Here is a 17,031-nt window from a genome sequence, read left to right as displayed (position 1 = left end):
GAACAATGCTGCACTGCCGAAAAAATCGCCACGCGCGCCACTGCGCGTTTTTTCAGCATGACCCCATTGACAATTCATCCTTGATGGCACTTCATAACATTGTTCCAGTAAAACAGACATGCGTCCATTATACTGGAACAATAGGAATCATCCATAAGGGGAACGCCATGACCATTTCCTTTCGCACCGGCGTGATATCGCTGGCCGTCGCCGCTCTGTTGTCCACGCCTGCGCTGGCCGAAGGCAGCAAGCTCGATGAAGTGCTGGCCCGCGGCCATCTCGTCCTCGGCACGGGCAGCACCAATGCGCCTTGGCACTTCAAGAGCGCCGACGACAAGCTTCAGGGATTCGACGTCGACATGGGCCACATCATCGCCAAGGCGCTCTTCGGCGATCCTGAAAAGATCGAATATGTGAACCAGTCCTCCGACGCCCGCATCCCGAACATCACCACCGACAAAGTCGACATCACCTGCCAGTTCATGACCGTTACCGGCGAGCGCGCCCAGCAGGTTGCCTTCACCATTCCTTATTATCGCGAGGGTGTCGGCCTCATGCTCAAGGCGGATGGCAAATATGCCGACTACGCCGCCCTCAAGGCGGCCGGTTCCTCCGTTACCATCTCGGTTCTCCAGAACGTCTATGCCGAGGCAATGGTGCATGCGGCATTGCCGGAGGCGACCGTCGACCAGTACGATTCCGTCGACCTGATCTATCAGGCGTTGGAATCGGCACGTGCCGATGCAGTTGCCACGGACCAGTCGTCGCTCGCCTGGTACATGACGCAGAATCCGGGTCGCTATAAAGATGCCGGCTACGGCTGGAACCCGCAGACCTACGCCTGCGCCGTCAAGCGCGGCGACCAGGATTGGCTGAACTTCGTCAACACCGCCCTGCACGAAGCCATGACCGGCGTCGAATTCGACTTTTACGCCAAGTCGTTCAAGACTTGGTTCGGCAAAGATCTGACGCCGCCGCAGATCGGCTTCCCGGTCGAGTTCAAGTAGCAGCCATGCGGAGCGGGACATGTTTCCCGCTCCGCATTTAAAAAGTGAGAGCATGACGTTGTCCGAAAACCGCTCAGACTTTTCGGCATCATGCTCTGGTCTGAAAGGGCGGCCCGTATGGGTTACACGTTGAATTTCGCTGCCGTCTGGCGCAATTTCGATTTTCTTTTGAGCGGGCTCGCGCTCAGCCTCGGCCTTGCGGTGATCTCAATCCTGATCGGGGCCGCGATCGGCCTTGTGGTGGCCTTCGCGCTGACGTCCAAAAGCCGCTTTGCGGTCGTGCCGGCACGGATCTATGTCACTGTCATTCGCAACCTGCCGATTCTCGTCCTGGTGCTTTTCGTCTTTTTCGCGCTGCCGCAAATGGGTTTGCGCCTCGACAAGATAAAAAGCTTCGTCCTGGTTCTGTCGCTTTATTCCGGCGCCTATCTGGCCGAAGTGTTCCGCGCCGGGCTGCTGTCCATTCCAAGAGGGTTGACGGAAGCGGGGCTTGCCATCGGCCTGACAGGGATGCAGATCCGCAGCTCCATCATCGCTCCACTGATGCTGCGCAACGTGCTGCCATCGCTGTCCTCGACGATCATCTCACTCTTCAAGGACACCTCGCTCGCCGCCGCTATCGCCGTGCCCGAGCTGACGTTTGCCGCCCGCAAGATCAATGTCGAGAGCTTCCGCGTCATAGAGACCTGGATGGTCACATCCGCGCTCTATGTCGCGACCTGTTTCCTCATCGCCGCCGTGATGCGCTTCGTCGAGCGCCGTCTGGCCCTGCCGAGATAAGCCCTGATGTCCCACACTTTTCTCGAACAACTCTGGATCGCTCGATACGTCATCATGAACGGCATCGGCGTGACCGTGTCGATCTCCCTGCTGGCCATCCTCGCGGGTTCCATACTTGGCGTTTTCGTCGGTTTGGCGCTCGTCTATGGCGGCGTTGTTTTGCGTCTGGCCGTGCGCGCCTATACGGATATCATCCGTGGCACGCCGGTGCTCGTGCTGGTGCTGGCGAGCTACTACGTCTCCGCCGCCGTCGGCCTCGATCTCGGACCGTTCTCGGCCGGGGTGCTTGCCCTTGCCATCTTCTGCTCCTCCCATGTCGGCGAAATCGTGCGCGGGGCGCTTCAGGCGATCCCGAAGGGCCAGACCGAAGCGGCCAAGGCGATCGGCCTGACCTTTACCCAGACTTTCACCTCGGTGCTGTGGCCGCAGGCCATGCGCCAGTGCCTGCCGGCCTGGGTGAATACGGCGGCCGAGATGGTGAAGGCCTCGACGCTGCTCTCCGTCATCGGCGTCGCCGAGCTTCTCCTGCGCACGCAGGAGATCATCTCCCGCAATTTCATGAGCCTCCAGTTCTACTTCCTGGCCGGTGGTCTCTATTTCATCATCAACTACGGCATCGAGCACTTCGGCAAATATGTCGAGCGCAAGACCGCCCTGCCGTCCTGAGGAGACACCCCCGATGGCCAAGACCATTCTCGACATCCAGGGTCTGCGCAAGACTTACGGCATCCACGAAGTCCTCAAGGGCGTCGATTGCGCCGTGCAGGAAGGCGAAGTTATTTCCATCATCGGCTCGTCCGGCTCCGGAAAGACCACCTTGCTGCGTTGCATCAACATGCTCGAGGAATTCCAGGGCGGCACGATCAGCCTCGACGGCGAGGAGATCGGCTACCGCGCCGAAGGCGCGACGCGCCGCCGCAAGAGCGAGAAAGAGATTGCGCGCCAGCGCGCGCTGACCGGCATGGCGTTTCAGCAGTTCAATCTTTTTCCGCATATGAGTGCCGCTGAAAACGTCATGCTCGGCCTCGTCAAGGTGAAGAAAATGGCCAAGCCGGATGCCCGCGCCATCGCGGAAAAATGGCTCGATCGTGTCGGCCTTTCCGCCCGCTCGAACCATTATCCCGGACAGCTTTCCGGCGGTCAGCAGCAGCGCGTCGCGATCGCCCGCGCCATCGCCATGTCGCCGAGGCTGATGCTGTTCGACGAAGTGACTTCCGCGCTCGACCCGGAACTGGTGGGCGAAGTGCTTCAGGTCATCAAGGGGCTTGCCGCCGACGGCATGACCATGCTGCTCGTCACGCACGAGATGCGCTTTGCCTACGACGTTTCGTCACGCGTCATCTTTATGAACCAGGGCGTCATCTGCGAGGAGGGCGATCCGAAGGACATGTTCGTGCATCCAAAGACCGAACGGCTGGCGGAATTCCTCAAGACCTCGAGTTTCAACTAGACGAAAGAGAATCCATGCCGATCACACGTTACGGTGGCGCAACTCCCCTAACGACTGGTTGGCTTACGATCGCATGGCAAGCGCACATCGAATGTGATGGCAATCCATTATATTGCTAGCATCGCTATCATGTCCCACAGGTTGCCATCATGCCCGCAGTCACAATCAGAAACCTCTCCGACGCGACGCACCGTGCTCTCAAGGTGCGTGCGGCTCATCACGGGCGTAGCGCCGAAGCGGAAATGCGCGAAATCCTCGAGGCTGCCGTCCGTCCGGAAACACGCCTGCGTCTTGGCAGCGCGCTCGCCGAACGGAGCCGTCGCCTCGCGTTGACGAATGAGGACTTTGCCGTTCTGGACCAAGCTCGCGACACATTGCCTGCAAAGCCGATGAGCTTTGAATGATTATCCTCGATACGAACGTCGTTTCCGAGGCGATGAAACCAGCGCCCGACGAAGCCGTGAAATTCTGGCTCGATGAGCAGGCAGCCGAAACCCTCTTCCTTCTAGCGTCACGATCGCCGAACTGATGTTTGGAATCGGCGCCCTCCCGGCTGGCAAACGCAAGGAAAGGCTCTGCGACGCGTTGGACGGTCTGATGGAACTCTTCGAAAGCCGTATTTTGGCTTTCGACATCACAGCGGCACGGCGCTATGCCGATCTCGCGGTCAAGGCCCGAGCCGCTGGCAGAGGATTTCCCACTCCGGACGGCTATATCGCCGCCATCGCGGCATCAAAAGGGTTCGCCGTAGCCACGCGCGATACAAGTGCTTTCGACGCTGCAGGTGTTGAAGTGATCAATCCCTGGGCGGCTTCGACCGCATAAGGTCGTTCGGCCAGTAAGAACAAGCCGCCACGTGAGTGGTTCGACGCTGGTCTGCGTTTGCAAGGCGTTGCAGGCACGCGCTCAATTTACGCTCAGTCTGCATTCCCAGCGTGCAAATTCCAGGGGGAGGGATCCGAGACATCTTGGAAATCCTGAACGCAGGATTTTGGCACGAGCTTTGCTTTCCTGTCTTGTATGCAAGATAGCCACACATCTGAGAGCACGCAGAAAACCATCGAGGAGACGATCGTCTCTGGGATTCTTTCAGCCAAAATTCGGCCTGGGACGCGTCTCAGCGAAAACCAGCTGGCAACGCTCTTCAGCGTGTCTCGAACCCGCGTCCGTGAAGCCATGATGCGCTTGGAAACACGCGGTATCGTGCATGTCAGTCCGAGACGAGGCTGGTTTGTTGTCGAGCCGTCTGCTGAAGAGGCGATCGCGGTCTATGAGGCACGGCGCGTCATCGAGTCCGGATTGCTGCGCAGCATGCGCGTGCTGACAGGCGAGGGACGCGAAGCGCTCGACGCGCATTTGAACAAGGAAAAAAGCGCAATGGCTGCGGGCGACCGCCAGCACCTGATCTATTTGATGGGCGATTTTCACATCCGCATCGCAGAATTGAGCGGCAACGCCATCATCGTCGATATCCTCCGCGATCTCACCGCGAGGACGATCCTCATTTCGATGCTCTATCAGTCTGAATTTCATGCAGCACAGTCTCATGACGGGCATTGCCGCATCTTCGAGGCCATGCAAGCGGGTGATTTCGTCAGAGCTGCCGAGCTCTCTATCGAACATCTGGACGAAGTGGAAATGGGCCTCGACCTGACCACACGCCCGGATCCGCTCTCGGAACTGCGCAGTTCGCTGTCACTCCCTCCCAAGGCCGTGTCCTCCGGCCCAACTGTCAGACCCAAAAAGCCACAACTTCAAAGGAGCAATTAAAACATGCTGACAAGACGAGTCTTCTTCGCAATCGCGACCCTGGCTGCAACCTTCGGCTTCGGCTCCGCGTCTTACGCCGATGCTCTCGCCGACATCACGGCGCGCGGTACGCTGCGTGTCGCCGTCCCGCAGGATTTTCCGCCCTTCGGTAGCGTCGGTACCGATATGGCGCCGATGGGCTACGATATCGATGTGGCCAATCTCATTGCCGAAAAGCTGGGCGTCAAGACCGAACTCGTGCCGGTCACCAGCGCCAACCGCGTTCCTTATCTGCAGACGAATAAGGTCGATCTGGTCATTTCCAGCCTCGGCAAGAATGCGGAGCGCGAAAAGGTGATCGACTTCACCACGGCCTATGCGCCCTTCTTCAATGGTGTGTTCGCACCGGCCGATGTTTCGATCGCCAAGGTGGAAGACCTCGCGGGCAAGAGCATCGGCGTCACGCGCGGCGCCGTGGAGGACCTCGAACTGACGAAGATCGCGCCGGCCGACGCGACGATCAAGCGCTACGAGGACAATAACGGCACCATCTCGGCCTTCCTCTCCGGCCAGGTCGACACCATCGCGACCGGCAACGTCGTGGCCGCTGCAATCCTGGCCAAAAATCCCCCCAAGCGCCCTGAGATGAAGTTCCTCATCAAGAACTCGCCCTGCTACATCGGCCTCAACAAGGAACAGGCGGCTCTTCTGGAGAAGGTGAACGGCATTATCGCCGCCGCAAAAACCGATGGATCGCTCAACGCCATATCGCAGAAGTGGCTCGGCGCCGATCTTCCGTCGGATCTGTAAGGACCCGGTCCTACGGATGTCATCCCGCGCCTGCGCGCGGGATGACATGACGATCCGTCACCGCAAGAGGGGACAATTCCTTGAGCTATCACTTCGAATTTGGCTGGCTGGTTGAATATTATCCCGAGATCATCAAGGGCATACTGATCACCCTGGAGCTTATCGCGATCGGCGGAGTGCTCGGCATTTCGCTCGGCATCTTCTGCGCCTGGGTGCGCGCACTCGGCCCGGCCTGGCTGAAGCCAATCATTGCGACCTATGTCGAATTGATCCGCAACACGCCGTTCCTGATTCAGCTCTTTTTCATTTTCTTCGGTCTGCCGTCGCTCGGTTTCAAGCTTTCCGAACTGACGGCCGCCAACCTTGCGATGGTCGTCAATCTCGGCGCCTATAGCTGCGAAATTATCCGCGCCGGCATCCAGGCAACCCCGAAGGGCCAGTTCGAGGCAGGCGAGAGCCTTGCCATGACGCGCTTCGAAACCTTCCGGCATGTCGTTCTCGTGCCGTCACTGCAGCGCATCTGGCCGGCGCTGTCGTCGCAAGTGGTGATCGTCATGCTCGGCTCATCGGTCGCGTCGCAGATCGCCGCCGAGGATCTGACCTTTGCCGCGAACTTCATACAATCGCGAACCTTCCGCGCCTTCGAGGCCTACATCGTCTCGACAGCCATCTATCTCACCCTGGCGATCCTGCTCCGGCAGGTGCTGGCGGTGGTCGGCGGGTTCATTTTCCCGAGGAGGGCGGCGAAATGATCGAGTTCACATTCTGGGACATTCTGCGCAACCTCCTGCTCGCCACGCGCTGGACGATCCTTCTTTCGCTGGTCTCATTCATCGGCGGCGGCGTGGTCGGGCTGGGGTTGCTCTTCCTGCGTATCAGCAAGCGCAAGGCATTCAGGACAGTCGCGAAATATTATATCGAGCTCTTCCAGGGCACGCCGCTGCTGATGCAGCTCTTCATCGCATTTTTCGGCCTCGGCCTCTTCGGGATAGACGTGCCGGCCTGGCTTGCTGCGGGATTGGCCCTCACCCTGTGGAGTGCCGCCTTTCTCGCCGAAATCTGGCGAGGCTGCGTCGAGGCGGTCGCGCGGGGTCAATGGGAAGCCTCGGCCAGCCTCGGCATGGGTCGGCTGCAGCAGATGCGTTATGTCATCCTGCCGCAGGCGCTGAGGGTCGCCATACCGCCGACGGTCGGTTTCTCCGTGCAAATCGTCAAGGGAACGGCGCTGACCTCGATCATCGGTTTCGTCGAATTGTCGAAAGCCGGCACGGTGGTCACCAATGCCACCTTCCAGCCCTTCACCGTCTACGGGCTCGTCGCTCTCATCTACTTCGCCCTTTGCTGGCCTTTGTCAAAAAGCAGCCAGATCCTGGAAAGGAAGCTCAATGTCGCTCATCGAAATCACTGAAGTCCGCAAGAGCTTTGGCACCACCGAAGTGCTGAAAGGCATCAATCTCGATGTGGAGGCCGGCGAGGTCATCGCCATTATCGGCAAGAGCGGTTCGGGCAAATCGACCCTGCTTCGCTGCATCAACGGCCTGGAAACCATCACCGACGGCTCCATCTCCGTGGCCGGCGCGCAGCTACTCGATGACGAAGTGCATCTGAAGGCACTGCGCCTCAAGGTCGGCATGATCTTCCAGCAGTTCAACCTCTTCCCGCACCTGAGCGTCGGCGGCAACGTCATGCTGTCGCAGACCGTGGTCAAGAAGACCCCGAAGGCCGAAGCCGAGGCCACCGCCCGCAAGATGCTGGAGCGGGTGGGGCTGGGCCACAGGTTCGACGCCTATCCCGACGAGCTCTCGGGCGGCCAGCAGCAGCGCGTCGCCATCGCCCGCGCGCTCGCCATGCAGCCGACCGCACTTCTCTGCGACGAGATTACCTCCGCGCTCGATCCGGAACTGGTCGCCGAAGTTCTGGCCGTCGTGCGCGAACTTGCCGCCGAGGGAATGACGCTCCTGATGGTAACCCACGAGATGAAGTTCGCCCGCGACGTCTGCAACCGCGTCGTCTTCATGCACCAGGGCCGAGTCCACGAAGCAGGCCGGCCGGAGGAAGTCTTTGCCAATCCGCAGACTGCAGAACTGAAGCAGTTCCTCGGCGTCAGTTAAGAAACGACGACATGCTCTCGCTTATACCGGCCGGCATCGTCGTGACATTGAGGCGTTCGGTTGCAGACCGGGATGCGCCTGGATCATGCAGGGACTCGCCAAATGGTACGGGAATCCGTTTGACAAAGGCATCCAGCCGCAGATAGCGACGATGAACCTCTCTTCCAGCTGCTCGTCAACAAGCGCGCAGGCGCTCCAATCCGCAGGCGTGCCGGGAAGGGCAGGCAGGGCTGCCCTTCCCGGGGATTGTCAGTCCTTGTTGCCAGTCGGCGCGGGCAGCAAGATGGGCTCGACCGAATGTTTCGGTGCCATCAATTGTGCAAGAATGTCGTCGGCCGAATGGCTCGAACTGCCAATGCCGGCCTCGCGCAGTTGACGATCGAGGTCGCTGCCGTTTTCCAGCGCCGCCAGTTCAGCACCGGCTTCGATGCGGCCGGCAGTGACTTCCTGGCGCTTCTTGATACGTTCGAGACTTTCGACGGCGCTACCGAGACGGGTATTGATGCCCGACTGGCTATGGGCGATCGCCGACTGAGCGCGCAGCAGCGACTCGTTGGCTTTGACATTCTCCACCTCACGCTTCATCTGAGCAATGCGCGCTTCGGTCTCCTGGATCGTGCGCAGCATCTGCTGCTGGCGGGGCAGCAGCCGGTCAAGCTCTTCCTGGTCGCGCTGCACTTCGGCACGGGTACGGGCAATGCGCTGAGCGAGACCCTGAGCCAGATCCGTGCGGCCCGCGGAGATCGCTGCACGAGCGCTGTCGGTATCCTTGGTCTCCTTTGCGCGGTTTTCTTCAAGTCGGCGCATGACGCTCTTGTTGGACGCCATGATGCCGGCCAGATCGGATCGCGCACTGCGCAGCGACTGCTCAGCGTCGCGGATTTCCTGGTCAAGAATGCGCATGGACTGGCTGTCGGCGGCCGCTTCCGCTGCCTCGTTGATGCCGCCGCGAATGGCGGTGAAAATCTTTCCCCAGGTGCTCACGCTGCAATCTCCCCGCTTTTCCATTCTTCAATCATATGTGCCGCATCGACGGCATTGGCAGCCAGAATCGCGACTTCCTCGACCACCGTCTCGGCCGGCGAGCGTGCTGACAGCGAGCCGAACAATTCATACCATTCCTCACCGTCGATCGTGGTGATGCCGAAGCTGGAGAGCGGCACGAACTTATGGGTCTTCAGCACCATACGTTCGAAGGCTTCTCGATTGGACACGTCCTTGCAAGGCACCAGAACAGCGCTGACAAGGATGTCGCGCTCCCCGCTTACCGCGACGAAGACGTCGAGATCGCCTTTTTCCTTAAGAGTCACGCATATGACGTCGCCCTGTTCGGGTACGGCTACATCCACATCGCCCAGTGCGTCGGGATCGGCGGCGAACAGGCGCGTTAAAGTGGTGAGGTTCCAGGTCTCCAAAAAGTCCTCCATCGGTTGGAACGTCAAAATATTTGGGTAATCGGTTTGCAACTTAAAGATCTGGTGCGCTAAATAAATTTCGCTAGGGTACGCGTTGGGAACGGGGGCGAATCGCTTGCCATTTATCGCTTCATTGATGCGGCGTGTATATCTCTCGCTCAGCGAATTGGCCTGGTCAGCGCTTTTTGTTATCCTCGTGATCCACCTGGTCGCTTCTTACCTGCTCTTCATGCTGGCCGGCGAAGGCGATCTCGTCGGCAATCCGGTCGACTTTCTTTACTACTATATGGTGACGGCAACGACTGTCGGCTATGGCGATCTTTCTCCAAAATCGGGGCTCGGCCGAATCATTGCCGTCCTGTTCGTTCTTCCCGGCGGCATTGCCATCTTCACCGCTGTTCTTGGTAAGTTGTTGACAAATATCGGTACGATCTGGAGAAACCGCATGCGCGGATTGGGTGATTACAGCGAACGCGCCGGCCATATCATCGTCCTCGGCTGGCAAGAGGGGCAGACATACCAGACGCTCCGGCTGCTGCATGCCGAACGGCAGGCCAACGAGCCGATGAGTGTTCTGGTTGCCAAGGACCTGCCGGAAAATCCCGCCAGCAATTACGCCGACTATATCAGAACCGAGCGGCTTGCCGATGCCGATGCTCTGGTGCGGGCCGGAGTGGCACAGGCGCGCGCGATCATCGCGCGCGGTGCAAATGACGACGAGACGCTGGCCGCCGTGCTGATTGCTGAAGACCATGCGCCCAATGCCCATATCGTGGCCTATTTCGCCGACGACCGCACGGCACAGATGGTCAAACAACGCCGGCCGCGCGTCGAGGCGGTGGGATCGCTCGCCGAGGAGCTGCTGTCGCGTTCCGCTCGTGATCCGGGCTCTTCGGAAATCGCCGCACGGCTGCTGTCGGCCGCTTCCACCGACACGGCGTTTTCGCTGCCGGTACCGCCTTTGCAAACGCCGCTACTCTATGGGGACGTGTTTTTAAGGCTCAAGCGTCAGCATAATGTGACGCTGGTGGGCATGCTGAGCCAGGGCATGACCGACCTCAACTGCCAGGACGAGACGCTGATGCGGGGCGGCGAGACCCTTTACTACATCAGCGGAATGCGGCTAGATCCCGCTGCCATCGCTTGGGCTCGAATGGGAGACGTATCATGATCGGCTGGTTCGGCAGAGACAAGAACGAAAGGCCCTTACCCAAAGAACTTGGCCCGTTGAGCGCCGCCATCGGCGGGGCGTTGGACATCGATTTCCTCTCCCTCGAAGCCGAGGCTTTGGCCGGCCAGCCGGCCATGCCGCTCCCACGGAGCGGCCCGTTCATCATTGCCGCCTACGGTGAGGTTTCGCTCGATGCCGCGACGGTTCTGTCGCGCTACTACGATGAAGACCATCGGATGATTCAGGTGATGTCGACGTCGGGCCAGCCGGGTGATGTCGACGACATCAGCTTTTATCAGCCCTGGGACAGCGTCGTGCCTGCCGGGCAGGGCGAATGGAACCGCTGGACCGGGCCGGACGGCCTGATCGGTCAGCCAAGCTACGATGCCGATGGCATCCTCTATAGCCGCTTCTGGGGCGAAGGCCCGGAGCGCACCCCATTGGCGGAGTTTGTCGAGAAGGTCGACGACGGTGAGGCGCAGCGCTCCATTCACCAGACCTGCATGCTGTATTATCGCCCGCTTGGCTCGACGCGCGAAATGCTTTTGATCAATGTCGAGCGCGACCTCGATCTCGGACAGAGCCAGGCAGGCAGCTCGGTGGAATTTCTGATCGGCTACGGACTCGCTCCGGCCGATGTTCGCCGCGTCTGATAGACCCTGTCAATTTTCAACGGAGGACTTTTTCAATGCTCGATTACGTGGCGGGTCTGCCTGCCTTCCTCGGCTATTTCGCCGTTGGTCTTGCCGCTTACGGCGTTTTCGCGGTGATCTACACATTCCTGACGCCGCAGAAGGAAGTCCAACTCATTCGCGCAGGCAATCTTGCCGCCGTCACGGCATTCTTGGGCGCGCTTGTTGGTTTCAGCCTGCCTCTGGCTTCGGCCGCAGCCAATTCGGTCAGCATCGTCGACTACATCATATGGGCGGTGGTCGGCATTCTGGCGCAGATCCTGGCTTACTATGTTGCGAATTTCACCATGACGGATCTGCATGAAAAGATCACTGCCGGCGATATCGCCGCGGGCATATGGGGCGGCGGCATCGCGCTCGTCATCGGTATTCTCAACGCCGCCTGCATGACCTATTGAGGGGAGGGAATGATGCGCAGACGTAAGAGCGGGCACAAACGACCTTTCCTGGCCCTCGGCACTATCGCTGCCTCGACCCTGGCGCTGTCCGGTTGCGGCGATCAGACTCCTTCCGAGACAATGTTCACCTCCGTCGACCAATGCGTGACTTCCGGCATGGACCGGCAGGTCTGCCAGGCCGGCTATCAGGATGCCATGCGGGCCCATCTTGCCGCCGCGCCGCGTTTCAACGGCATGGCCGCCTGCGAGGCCGAATACGGCTCGGGCCAGTGCACGGAACAGTCGGCCAGTGCCGTCCCCAACAATACCGGCGGAGGCGGCAGCTTCTTCGTGCCGTTCCTGACAGGCTACATGCTGTCTTCGGCACTGAACAACATCGGCGACTATTACAATTATCGCCGGCGCCAGGAGGAGAGTGGCTCCTATTACGGCTCGACGCCGATTTATCGCAATCGCTCGGGACAAACGGTGACAACGACTGTTCGCTCGGGCGGCGGCAACGACACCTCGATCGCGCCCTCACGCCAGACTGTCAAGCCGGTCAACGTCAACACCCGCACCGTCGCCCGTCAGGGCTTCGGGGGTCGTTCGTCGTTCAGTTTCGGCGGCTGACATGAAGCGCATCACCCTTCCGGCGCGTCCTGATTGGCTTGACAAGGCGCGCGCCGTTGGCTTCGGATTTCACGAAATGTATGGCGAGCCCTATTGGCTCGATGATGCCGCCTATACATTCACGCTCGATGAGATCGAGATGCAGATCGAAGGGCCAAGCCAGGAACTGCACGACATGTGCATGGATTTGGTCGGCGATATCGTCGGAAGCGAAGAGGCGCTCGACAGGCTGGCCATTCCGGAGGATCTGCGCGATGTGGTGCAGCGCTCCTGGCAGCGCCGCGACCGCCACCTCTACGGCCGGTTCGATCTCGCTTACGACGGCACTGGCCCGGTCAAGTTGCTCGAATATAACGCCGATACTCCCACTTCGGTGTTCGAGACAGCCTATTTCCAGTTCAACTGGCTGACCGACCAGGTGGCTTTGGGTAGCCTGCCCAAGGACGCGGACCAGTATAATTCCTTGCAGGAAAGCCTCGTCGAGGCGTTCGAGCAATTTTCCAAAGAGCCGATCTTCCACTTCGCGGCGATGACCGACAATGAGGAGGATCGCGGCACGACGGTCTATCTGATGGACTGCGCAGTGCAGGCCGGCCATCGCGTCGAGCTTCTGGACATCCGCGAGATCGGCATCGATGCGCAGGGCCGTTACACCGACCTCCAGGATCGGGTAATCGACCGCTGCTTCAAGCTGTACCCATGGGAATTCATGCTGCGCGAGCCCTTCGCCCGCGATCTCGTGCGCTCGGGCGATGTTTTCGTCGAGCCCGCCTGGAAGGCCGTGCTCTCCAACAAAGGGCTTTTGCCTCTGCTCTGGCAGCGCCACCCCAATCATCCCAACCTGCTGGCTAGCTATTTCGCAGACGACCCGGCGGCCTCGAGTTTGAGCGACTATGTGCGCAAGCCACTGCTGTCGCGAGAAGGCGAGAACGTCACGATATTCCGAGATGGCCGGGAATTGATTTCTGCCCCCGGCGATTATGGCGACGAAGGCTTTATCGTCCAGGCCTATGCCCCGCTTTTCGAAAGCGATGGCGGCTTCGCCGTGCTCGGCAGCTGGATCGTCGGTGATCGCGCCTGCGGTCTTGCCGTCCGCGAGGATCGCTCGCGCATAACCGCCAACCTATCGCGTTTCGTGCCGCACGTCATAGTCGGATAAGAGAAGATATATCGCTTCAGGCGTAGCTATCTTCGTGTACGCGTCGAGCGATGCCGCCCGAATTTCTCGGCGATCACCTCAACGCTGATCCCAGCCGTACGCCAGCGAGCAATCTTGCGGCGTTCGTCCATATCGATCTGGGAGTAGGTGCGCTTCATATCTCGTTCCTTGCAGGGATAAACCGTTGTTATCTATTGCAAGTCGCACTTCATCCTTGAACCCACCCCCCTACATATTTACATCACATAAGATAGCTTATGGAACTTCTATCACTGACCAGCCAAAACCTCGTCAGCCAAGCCCGGATCGCTTGGAGCGGATGATCCGCTCCGCAAGTCAATGACCACAGTGAATCACAATCTCGGCCACTGGATCGGCGGCCAAAATGCATTCGGAATAGATTTACCAGCAGGTCAAACCAGCATCGGCAACGACCGTCGTCGTTGCCTGGATCACCCGCCATCTGGCAAAGATCGAGGTCGTCCTCGGCACAACGAGGCTCGAGCGGGTCGTCGAAGCTGCAGTCGGCCCGGATGTCTCGCTGACCCGCGAGGAATGGTATGGGCTGTTCACATCCGCGGGACACATCCTGCCCTTGCCATCGGCGGCGTCACCCTGCGCACCGCCGAGATCATCTCCGCGTGCCTTTGCACGAGTAGTGAAGGTGCACATGCCGATCACCCACGCCAACTACGACAATCGCAGGGTATAATCTTCTCACACGCTCGCAATCAGACCACCATCGACGCGAATCACCGAGCCAGTCATATAGGAGGCACGGCTGCTCGCCAAAAAGGCGACGACATCAGCGTATTCCTGCGGATCCCCGTATCGGCCGATGGGAATCGAAGCCGTGCTGGCCGCCGAGACCTCTTCGACAGCCCTGCCCTCACGCTTGGCTTTTTGTTCGTCGAGGAAGGTGATGCGTTGCGTCGCGACGCGCCCTGGAAGAACGACGTTGACGGTCACGCCGTCGCGGCCGACTTCGCCTGCCAGCGTCTTCGACCAGCCGAGAAGTGACATGCGCAGCGAATTCGAAAGTCCGAGATTAGAAATCGGAGCCACGACACCGGACGATGTCGAGGTGATGATACGGCCCCATTTCTTTTCGCGCATCTTCTGAAGAACGGCATCGCTGATGGCGATGACCGACAGCACCATGCTATCGAAATACTTGCGCCAGCTCTCGGTGCTCTGACCGGAAACCAGTGTCGGCGGCGGGCCGCCGGTGATGTTGACAAGCACGTCCACCGAACCGAGCTGCTTCTCGATGGCGGCGAGATTGGGCTCGATCATGTCGAGATTGGCGAGGTCCCATTCAAGTGCCATCGCCGAGCCGCCGGCTGCGCGGATGTCGACAACCGTTCTGTCGGCAGCTTCCCTGTTGATGTCGGCAACCGCGACCTTTGCTCCTTCGGTGGCGAGCGTTTTTGCAATCGCCCCGCCAAGTCCCCCGCCAGCCCCCAGTACGAGGGCGGTCTTGCCTTTCAATCCCAGATCCATGGTCTGTTTCCTTTGCGTTGTTGTTGATTGTTCGATGGGAGTCAGGTCAGCCGGCCATCCAGCCGCCGTCGACCATCATGTTGATGCCGGTAATGTAGCTCGCCATGTCGCTGGCGAGGAACAGTGCCGCACCCGCGACGTCGCGCGGTTCGCCAAGTCTTGGCCACGGCGTGCGTCGGCGCGAATAATCAAGCGCGTCCGGATCGTTGGCGACGCCCGGCTTTCCGGTGATGATCTTTCCCGGTGCAATCGCATTGCACAGGATCATATCGGCCGCGTGGTCGACGGCGATCTGCCGAGTCATCTGCACGATCGCTCCCTTGCTGACGCCATAGGGAAAGTCACCCGGGCAGGCCACCATACCGTGCTGCGACGAGATATTGATGATCCGGCCGCGTGCCTCGCCCACCGGCTCCTGCTTCAGGAACTGCGCGGCCGCTCGCTTGCAGCAGTAGAAAAAGCCGGTGACGTTGACCGAGATCACTCGATCCCACTGTTGCGGTGACGTATTGAGGAGATTGGTCGAGGTGTAGATCGCGGCATTGTTGACCATGATGTCGAGCCGCCCGAACTCGTTCACCGTTTGCGAAACCAGCGCATCGACATCTGCCCAACTGGAGATGTCGGTCTTGATGAACATGCCCTTTCCGCCCTCCGCGATAATGCGGTCAAGCGTGCTATCGCCTCCCTCGATCGGCGCCTCGGAGACATCGGCAATCACCACTGTCGCGCCTTCGTCGGCGTAGCGCAGCGCGATTGCACGGCCGAGACCTGAGCTCGCGCCGGTGACGATCGCAATTTTCCTATCAAGCAGAGGCATAGACGTTCCTTCAAGTAGCGCTGCGGACGACTTGGCCGCGACGGGGAGCAATGAGCACGCCGTCTTTGACGATGCGCTCGCCTCGCAGGAAGACATCGGTCAACCTGCCGGCCATGCGCCTGCCATGAAACGGGGTGTAGGCGGCGCGTGTAGCCTGCTCGGCATCGGTGATGACAGTCGAATGGTTCAAGTCGACGACCAGGATGTCGGCATCGCAACCAACGGCGATCGATCCTTTCGAGCGCCCGAGCCCAAAGCGGTTGGCGGGGTTGTACGCGCACATGCGCACAAGGTCCGGAAGGGCAACAAGCTTCTCCGCCACAAGGTCCAACATCACCGAGAGCAACGTCTGGAGGCCCGGCATCCCACCGGGAATGTCGGCAAAGGATCCATAGGCCGCGGACTTTTCAACCGCGCTGTGCGGCGCGTGATCCGTCGCCATGATTGTGATCAGCCCTTCAAAGACCGCATGACGCAAGGCCTGGACATCGTCGTAACGCCGAAATGGGGGCGATCCCTTGAGCTTGGCGCCGGCCGTCTCGTAGTCGCCAGATGTGAAGAACAGGTTCTGGGGTGTCGTTTCGACGGTGACATCGGCCATGCTTTGAAGGCGGCACCAGGCCTCGACCCCGAGCTTCGAATTGACTTGGCGCACATGCACCCGCGCGCCGGTCTCGGCCGCCGCCAGCACTGCGCGCGCGATACCTCCGGCTTCGGCGATCGGCGGCCTACTTGCCAGAAACGCCGAAATGTCGCCGCCGCGATCACGTCCGGCGCTGCCCTCCAGAATAGATTGGTCGCCGGGGGAAACGCCTATCACCGGGCCGGCCCCTGCCAGCCGGCGCAGGATTTCCGTGACGGCATCCAGGCTGTCGAAGAGATATTCGGCGGGTACGTCAGCCGTGAATAGTTCAAGAGAAACAGGCGACAGAGCGAGCAGGTCATCCAGGCTGTCGCAGCTCTTCGAAACCACGGCTTGAAACCCGACGTCGACATGGAGGCGCCCCGTCGCGCTCGCCATCTTCTCCGACAGTTGCCGCGCGGTTGCTGTCCAGGGATCGTCCGTCGGCATGTCGAGGATGGTCGTCACGCCACCGAGCGCTGCAGCATGCGTGCCGCTTTCAAAATCTTCCTTCTGCGTCAGTCCGGGTTCTCGCAGATGCGCATGTGCATCGACGAGCCCAGGCAACAGCTGCTTGCCGCCGGCATCGATGAAACTTCGTGCCATCACGGTCTCGCCCGGCGCAAGGAGAGCAGCTACCCGCCCGTCGCGGATGCCGACATCCGCTAGACCCTGACCATCTGCATTGACGACCGTGCCGCCAAGGATCATCGTATCGAACACGTCCGCCCC

At 60.1% G+C, this 17,031-nt stretch carries 21 protein-coding genes and 2 pseudogenes; 16 read left to right on the top strand and 7 right to left on the bottom strand.

What is annotated here, in order from left to right; translation table 11 throughout:
- The first annotated feature begins 167 nt into the window (after positions 1-167).
- The 11 genes and pseudogenes from FFM53_RS25970 (at position 168) to FFM53_RS25920 (ending at position 7,907) form a co-directional block, all read left to right on the top strand.
- Positions 168-1,007, top strand: a complete 840-nt coding sequence (locus tag FFM53_RS25970) for a transporter substrate-binding protein (protein ID WP_138388904.1) — start codon at positions 168-170, stop codon at positions 1,005-1,007.
- Positions 1,008-1,124: 117 nt separating this feature from the next.
- Positions 1,125-1,787, top strand: a complete 663-nt coding sequence (locus FFM53_RS25965; RefSeq protein ID WP_138388905.1) for an amino acid ABC transporter permease — start codon at positions 1,125-1,127, stop codon at positions 1,785-1,787.
- Positions 1,788-1,793: 6 nt separating this feature from the next.
- On the top strand, positions 1,794-2,453 hold the full coding sequence (locus tag FFM53_RS25960) for an amino acid ABC transporter permease (RefSeq protein WP_011648868.1): 660 nt from the start codon (positions 1,794-1,796) through the stop codon (positions 2,451-2,453).
- 13 nt (positions 2,454-2,466) lie between these two features.
- Positions 2,467-3,237 carry an amino acid ABC transporter ATP-binding protein gene (locus tag FFM53_RS25955; protein WP_138388906.1) on the top strand — a complete coding sequence of 257 codons (771 nt, stop codon included), beginning with the start codon at positions 2,467-2,469 and terminating at the stop codon, positions 3,235-3,237.
- A gap of 149 nt (positions 3,238-3,386) precedes the next feature.
- Complete coding sequence (locus FFM53_RS25950; protein WP_138388907.1) at positions 3,387-3,641, top strand: FitA-like ribbon-helix-helix domain-containing protein; 255 nt, start codon at positions 3,387-3,389, stop codon at positions 3,639-3,641.
- A pseudogene (locus FFM53_RS25945) lies at positions 3,638-4,062 on the top strand (PIN domain-containing protein). The gene FFM53_RS25950 and the pseudogene FFM53_RS25945 overlap by 4 nt, the downstream one beginning before the upstream one ends.
- A gap of 195 nt (positions 4,063-4,257) precedes the next feature.
- On the top strand, positions 4,258-5,007 hold the full coding sequence (locus FFM53_RS25940) for a GntR family transcriptional regulator (RefSeq protein ID WP_138388908.1): 750 nt from the start codon (positions 4,258-4,260) through the stop codon (positions 5,005-5,007).
- A 3-nt stretch (positions 5,008-5,010) separates the two neighbouring features.
- Entirely contained in the window at positions 5,011-5,796 is a 786-nt protein-coding gene (locus FFM53_RS25935) for a transporter substrate-binding domain-containing protein (RefSeq protein ID WP_138388909.1), read from the top strand.
- An 80-nt stretch (positions 5,797-5,876) separates the two neighbouring features.
- On the top strand, positions 5,877-6,548 hold the full coding sequence (locus FFM53_RS25930) for an amino acid ABC transporter permease (protein ID WP_138388910.1): 672 nt from the start codon (positions 5,877-5,879) through the stop codon (positions 6,546-6,548).
- Positions 6,545-7,204, top strand: a complete 660-nt coding sequence (locus FFM53_RS25925; RefSeq protein ID WP_138388911.1) for an amino acid ABC transporter permease — start codon at positions 6,545-6,547, stop codon at positions 7,202-7,204. The genes FFM53_RS25930 and FFM53_RS25925 overlap by 4 nt, the downstream gene beginning before the upstream one ends.
- On the top strand, positions 7,182-7,907 hold the full coding sequence (locus FFM53_RS25920) for an amino acid ABC transporter ATP-binding protein (RefSeq protein ID WP_138388912.1): 726 nt from the start codon (positions 7,182-7,184) through the stop codon (positions 7,905-7,907). The genes FFM53_RS25925 and FFM53_RS25920 overlap by 23 nt, the downstream gene beginning before the upstream one ends.
- 249 nt (positions 7,908-8,156) lie before the next feature.
- Here the strand turns inward: FFM53_RS25920 and FFM53_RS25915 are convergent, their stop codons facing one another.
- Together FFM53_RS25915 and FFM53_RS25910 are read right to left on the bottom strand one after the other, a co-directional pair.
- Complete coding sequence (locus tag FFM53_RS25915; protein ID WP_138388913.1) at positions 8,157-8,891, bottom strand: PspA/IM30 family protein; 735 nt, start codon at positions 8,889-8,891, stop codon at positions 8,157-8,159.
- Positions 8,888-9,334 carry a YjfI family protein gene (locus FFM53_RS25910; protein WP_029871137.1) on the bottom strand — a complete coding sequence of 149 codons (447 nt, stop codon included), beginning with the start codon at positions 9,332-9,334 and terminating at the stop codon, positions 8,888-8,890. Before FFM53_RS25910 ends, FFM53_RS25915 begins: the two co-directional genes overlap by 4 nt.
- A 103-nt stretch (positions 9,335-9,437) precedes the next feature.
- Here FFM53_RS25910 and FFM53_RS25905 point away from each other — a divergent pair, with 103 nt between their 5' ends.
- The 5 genes from FFM53_RS25905 to FFM53_RS25885 are packed head-to-tail and all read left to right on the top strand — an operon-like array spanning position 9,438 to position 13,354.
- A complete protein-coding gene (locus FFM53_RS25905) occupies positions 9,438-10,493 on the top strand; it encodes an ion channel (protein ID WP_138388914.1) in 1,056 nt (351 codons plus the stop codon).
- On the top strand, positions 10,490-11,146 hold the full coding sequence (locus FFM53_RS25900) for a YjfK family protein (protein ID WP_029871135.1): 657 nt from the start codon (positions 10,490-10,492) through the stop codon (positions 11,144-11,146). Before FFM53_RS25905 ends, FFM53_RS25900 begins: the two co-directional genes overlap by 4 nt.
- Positions 11,147-11,181: 35 nt before the next feature.
- Positions 11,182-11,583 (top strand): DUF350 domain-containing protein, encoded by a 402-nt coding sequence (locus FFM53_RS25895; RefSeq protein WP_138388915.1) that lies wholly within the window; start codon positions 11,182-11,184, stop codon positions 11,581-11,583.
- Between the two features lie 12 nt (positions 11,584-11,595).
- Entirely contained in the window at positions 11,596-12,195 is a 600-nt protein-coding gene (locus FFM53_RS25890) for a DUF1190 domain-containing protein (protein WP_138332939.1), read from the top strand.
- 1 nt (position 12,196) lies between these two features.
- Complete coding sequence (locus FFM53_RS25885) at positions 12,197-13,354, top strand: glutathionylspermidine synthase family protein (RefSeq protein WP_138332940.1); 1,158 nt, start codon at positions 12,197-12,199, stop codon at positions 13,352-13,354.
- Positions 13,355-13,395: 41 nt separating this feature from the next.
- On the opposite strand, the pseudogene FFM53_RS25880 reads toward FFM53_RS25885, so the two are convergent.
- The 5 genes and pseudogenes from FFM53_RS25880 to FFM53_RS25860 all read right to left on the bottom strand — a co-directional run.
- A pseudogene (locus FFM53_RS25880) lies at positions 13,396-13,512 on the bottom strand (helix-turn-helix domain-containing protein); the annotation flags it as partial.
- A 244-nt stretch (positions 13,513-13,756) separates the two neighbouring features.
- The gene (locus tag FFM53_RS37060; RefSeq protein ID WP_173883656.1) at positions 13,757-14,026 is read right to left on the bottom strand and encodes a hypothetical protein; all 270 of its coding nucleotides are present in this window, start codon (positions 14,024-14,026) and stop codon (positions 13,757-13,759) included.
- Positions 14,027-14,071: 45 nt separating this feature from the next.
- A complete protein-coding gene (locus FFM53_RS25870; RefSeq protein ID WP_138388916.1) occupies positions 14,072-14,857 on the bottom strand; it encodes an SDR family oxidoreductase in 786 nt (261 codons plus the stop codon).
- A 46-nt stretch (positions 14,858-14,903) separates the two neighbouring features.
- Entirely contained in the window at positions 14,904-15,677 is a 774-nt protein-coding gene (locus tag FFM53_RS25865; protein ID WP_138388917.1) for an SDR family NAD(P)-dependent oxidoreductase, read from the bottom strand.
- 10 nt (positions 15,678-15,687) lie between these two features.
- Positions 15,688-17,022, bottom strand: a complete 1,335-nt coding sequence (locus tag FFM53_RS25860; protein ID WP_138388918.1) for a dihydroorotase — start codon at positions 17,020-17,022, stop codon at positions 15,688-15,690.
- Positions 17,023-17,031 lie beyond the last annotated feature (9 nt).

The organism is Rhizobium indicum (assembly GCF_005862305.2).
Taxonomy (GTDB): Bacteria; Pseudomonadota; Alphaproteobacteria; order Rhizobiales; family Rhizobiaceae; genus Rhizobium; species Rhizobium indicum.
Note: the sequence above shows the minus strand (reverse complement) of the source record. Positions and strands in the feature narration are given on the sequence as shown.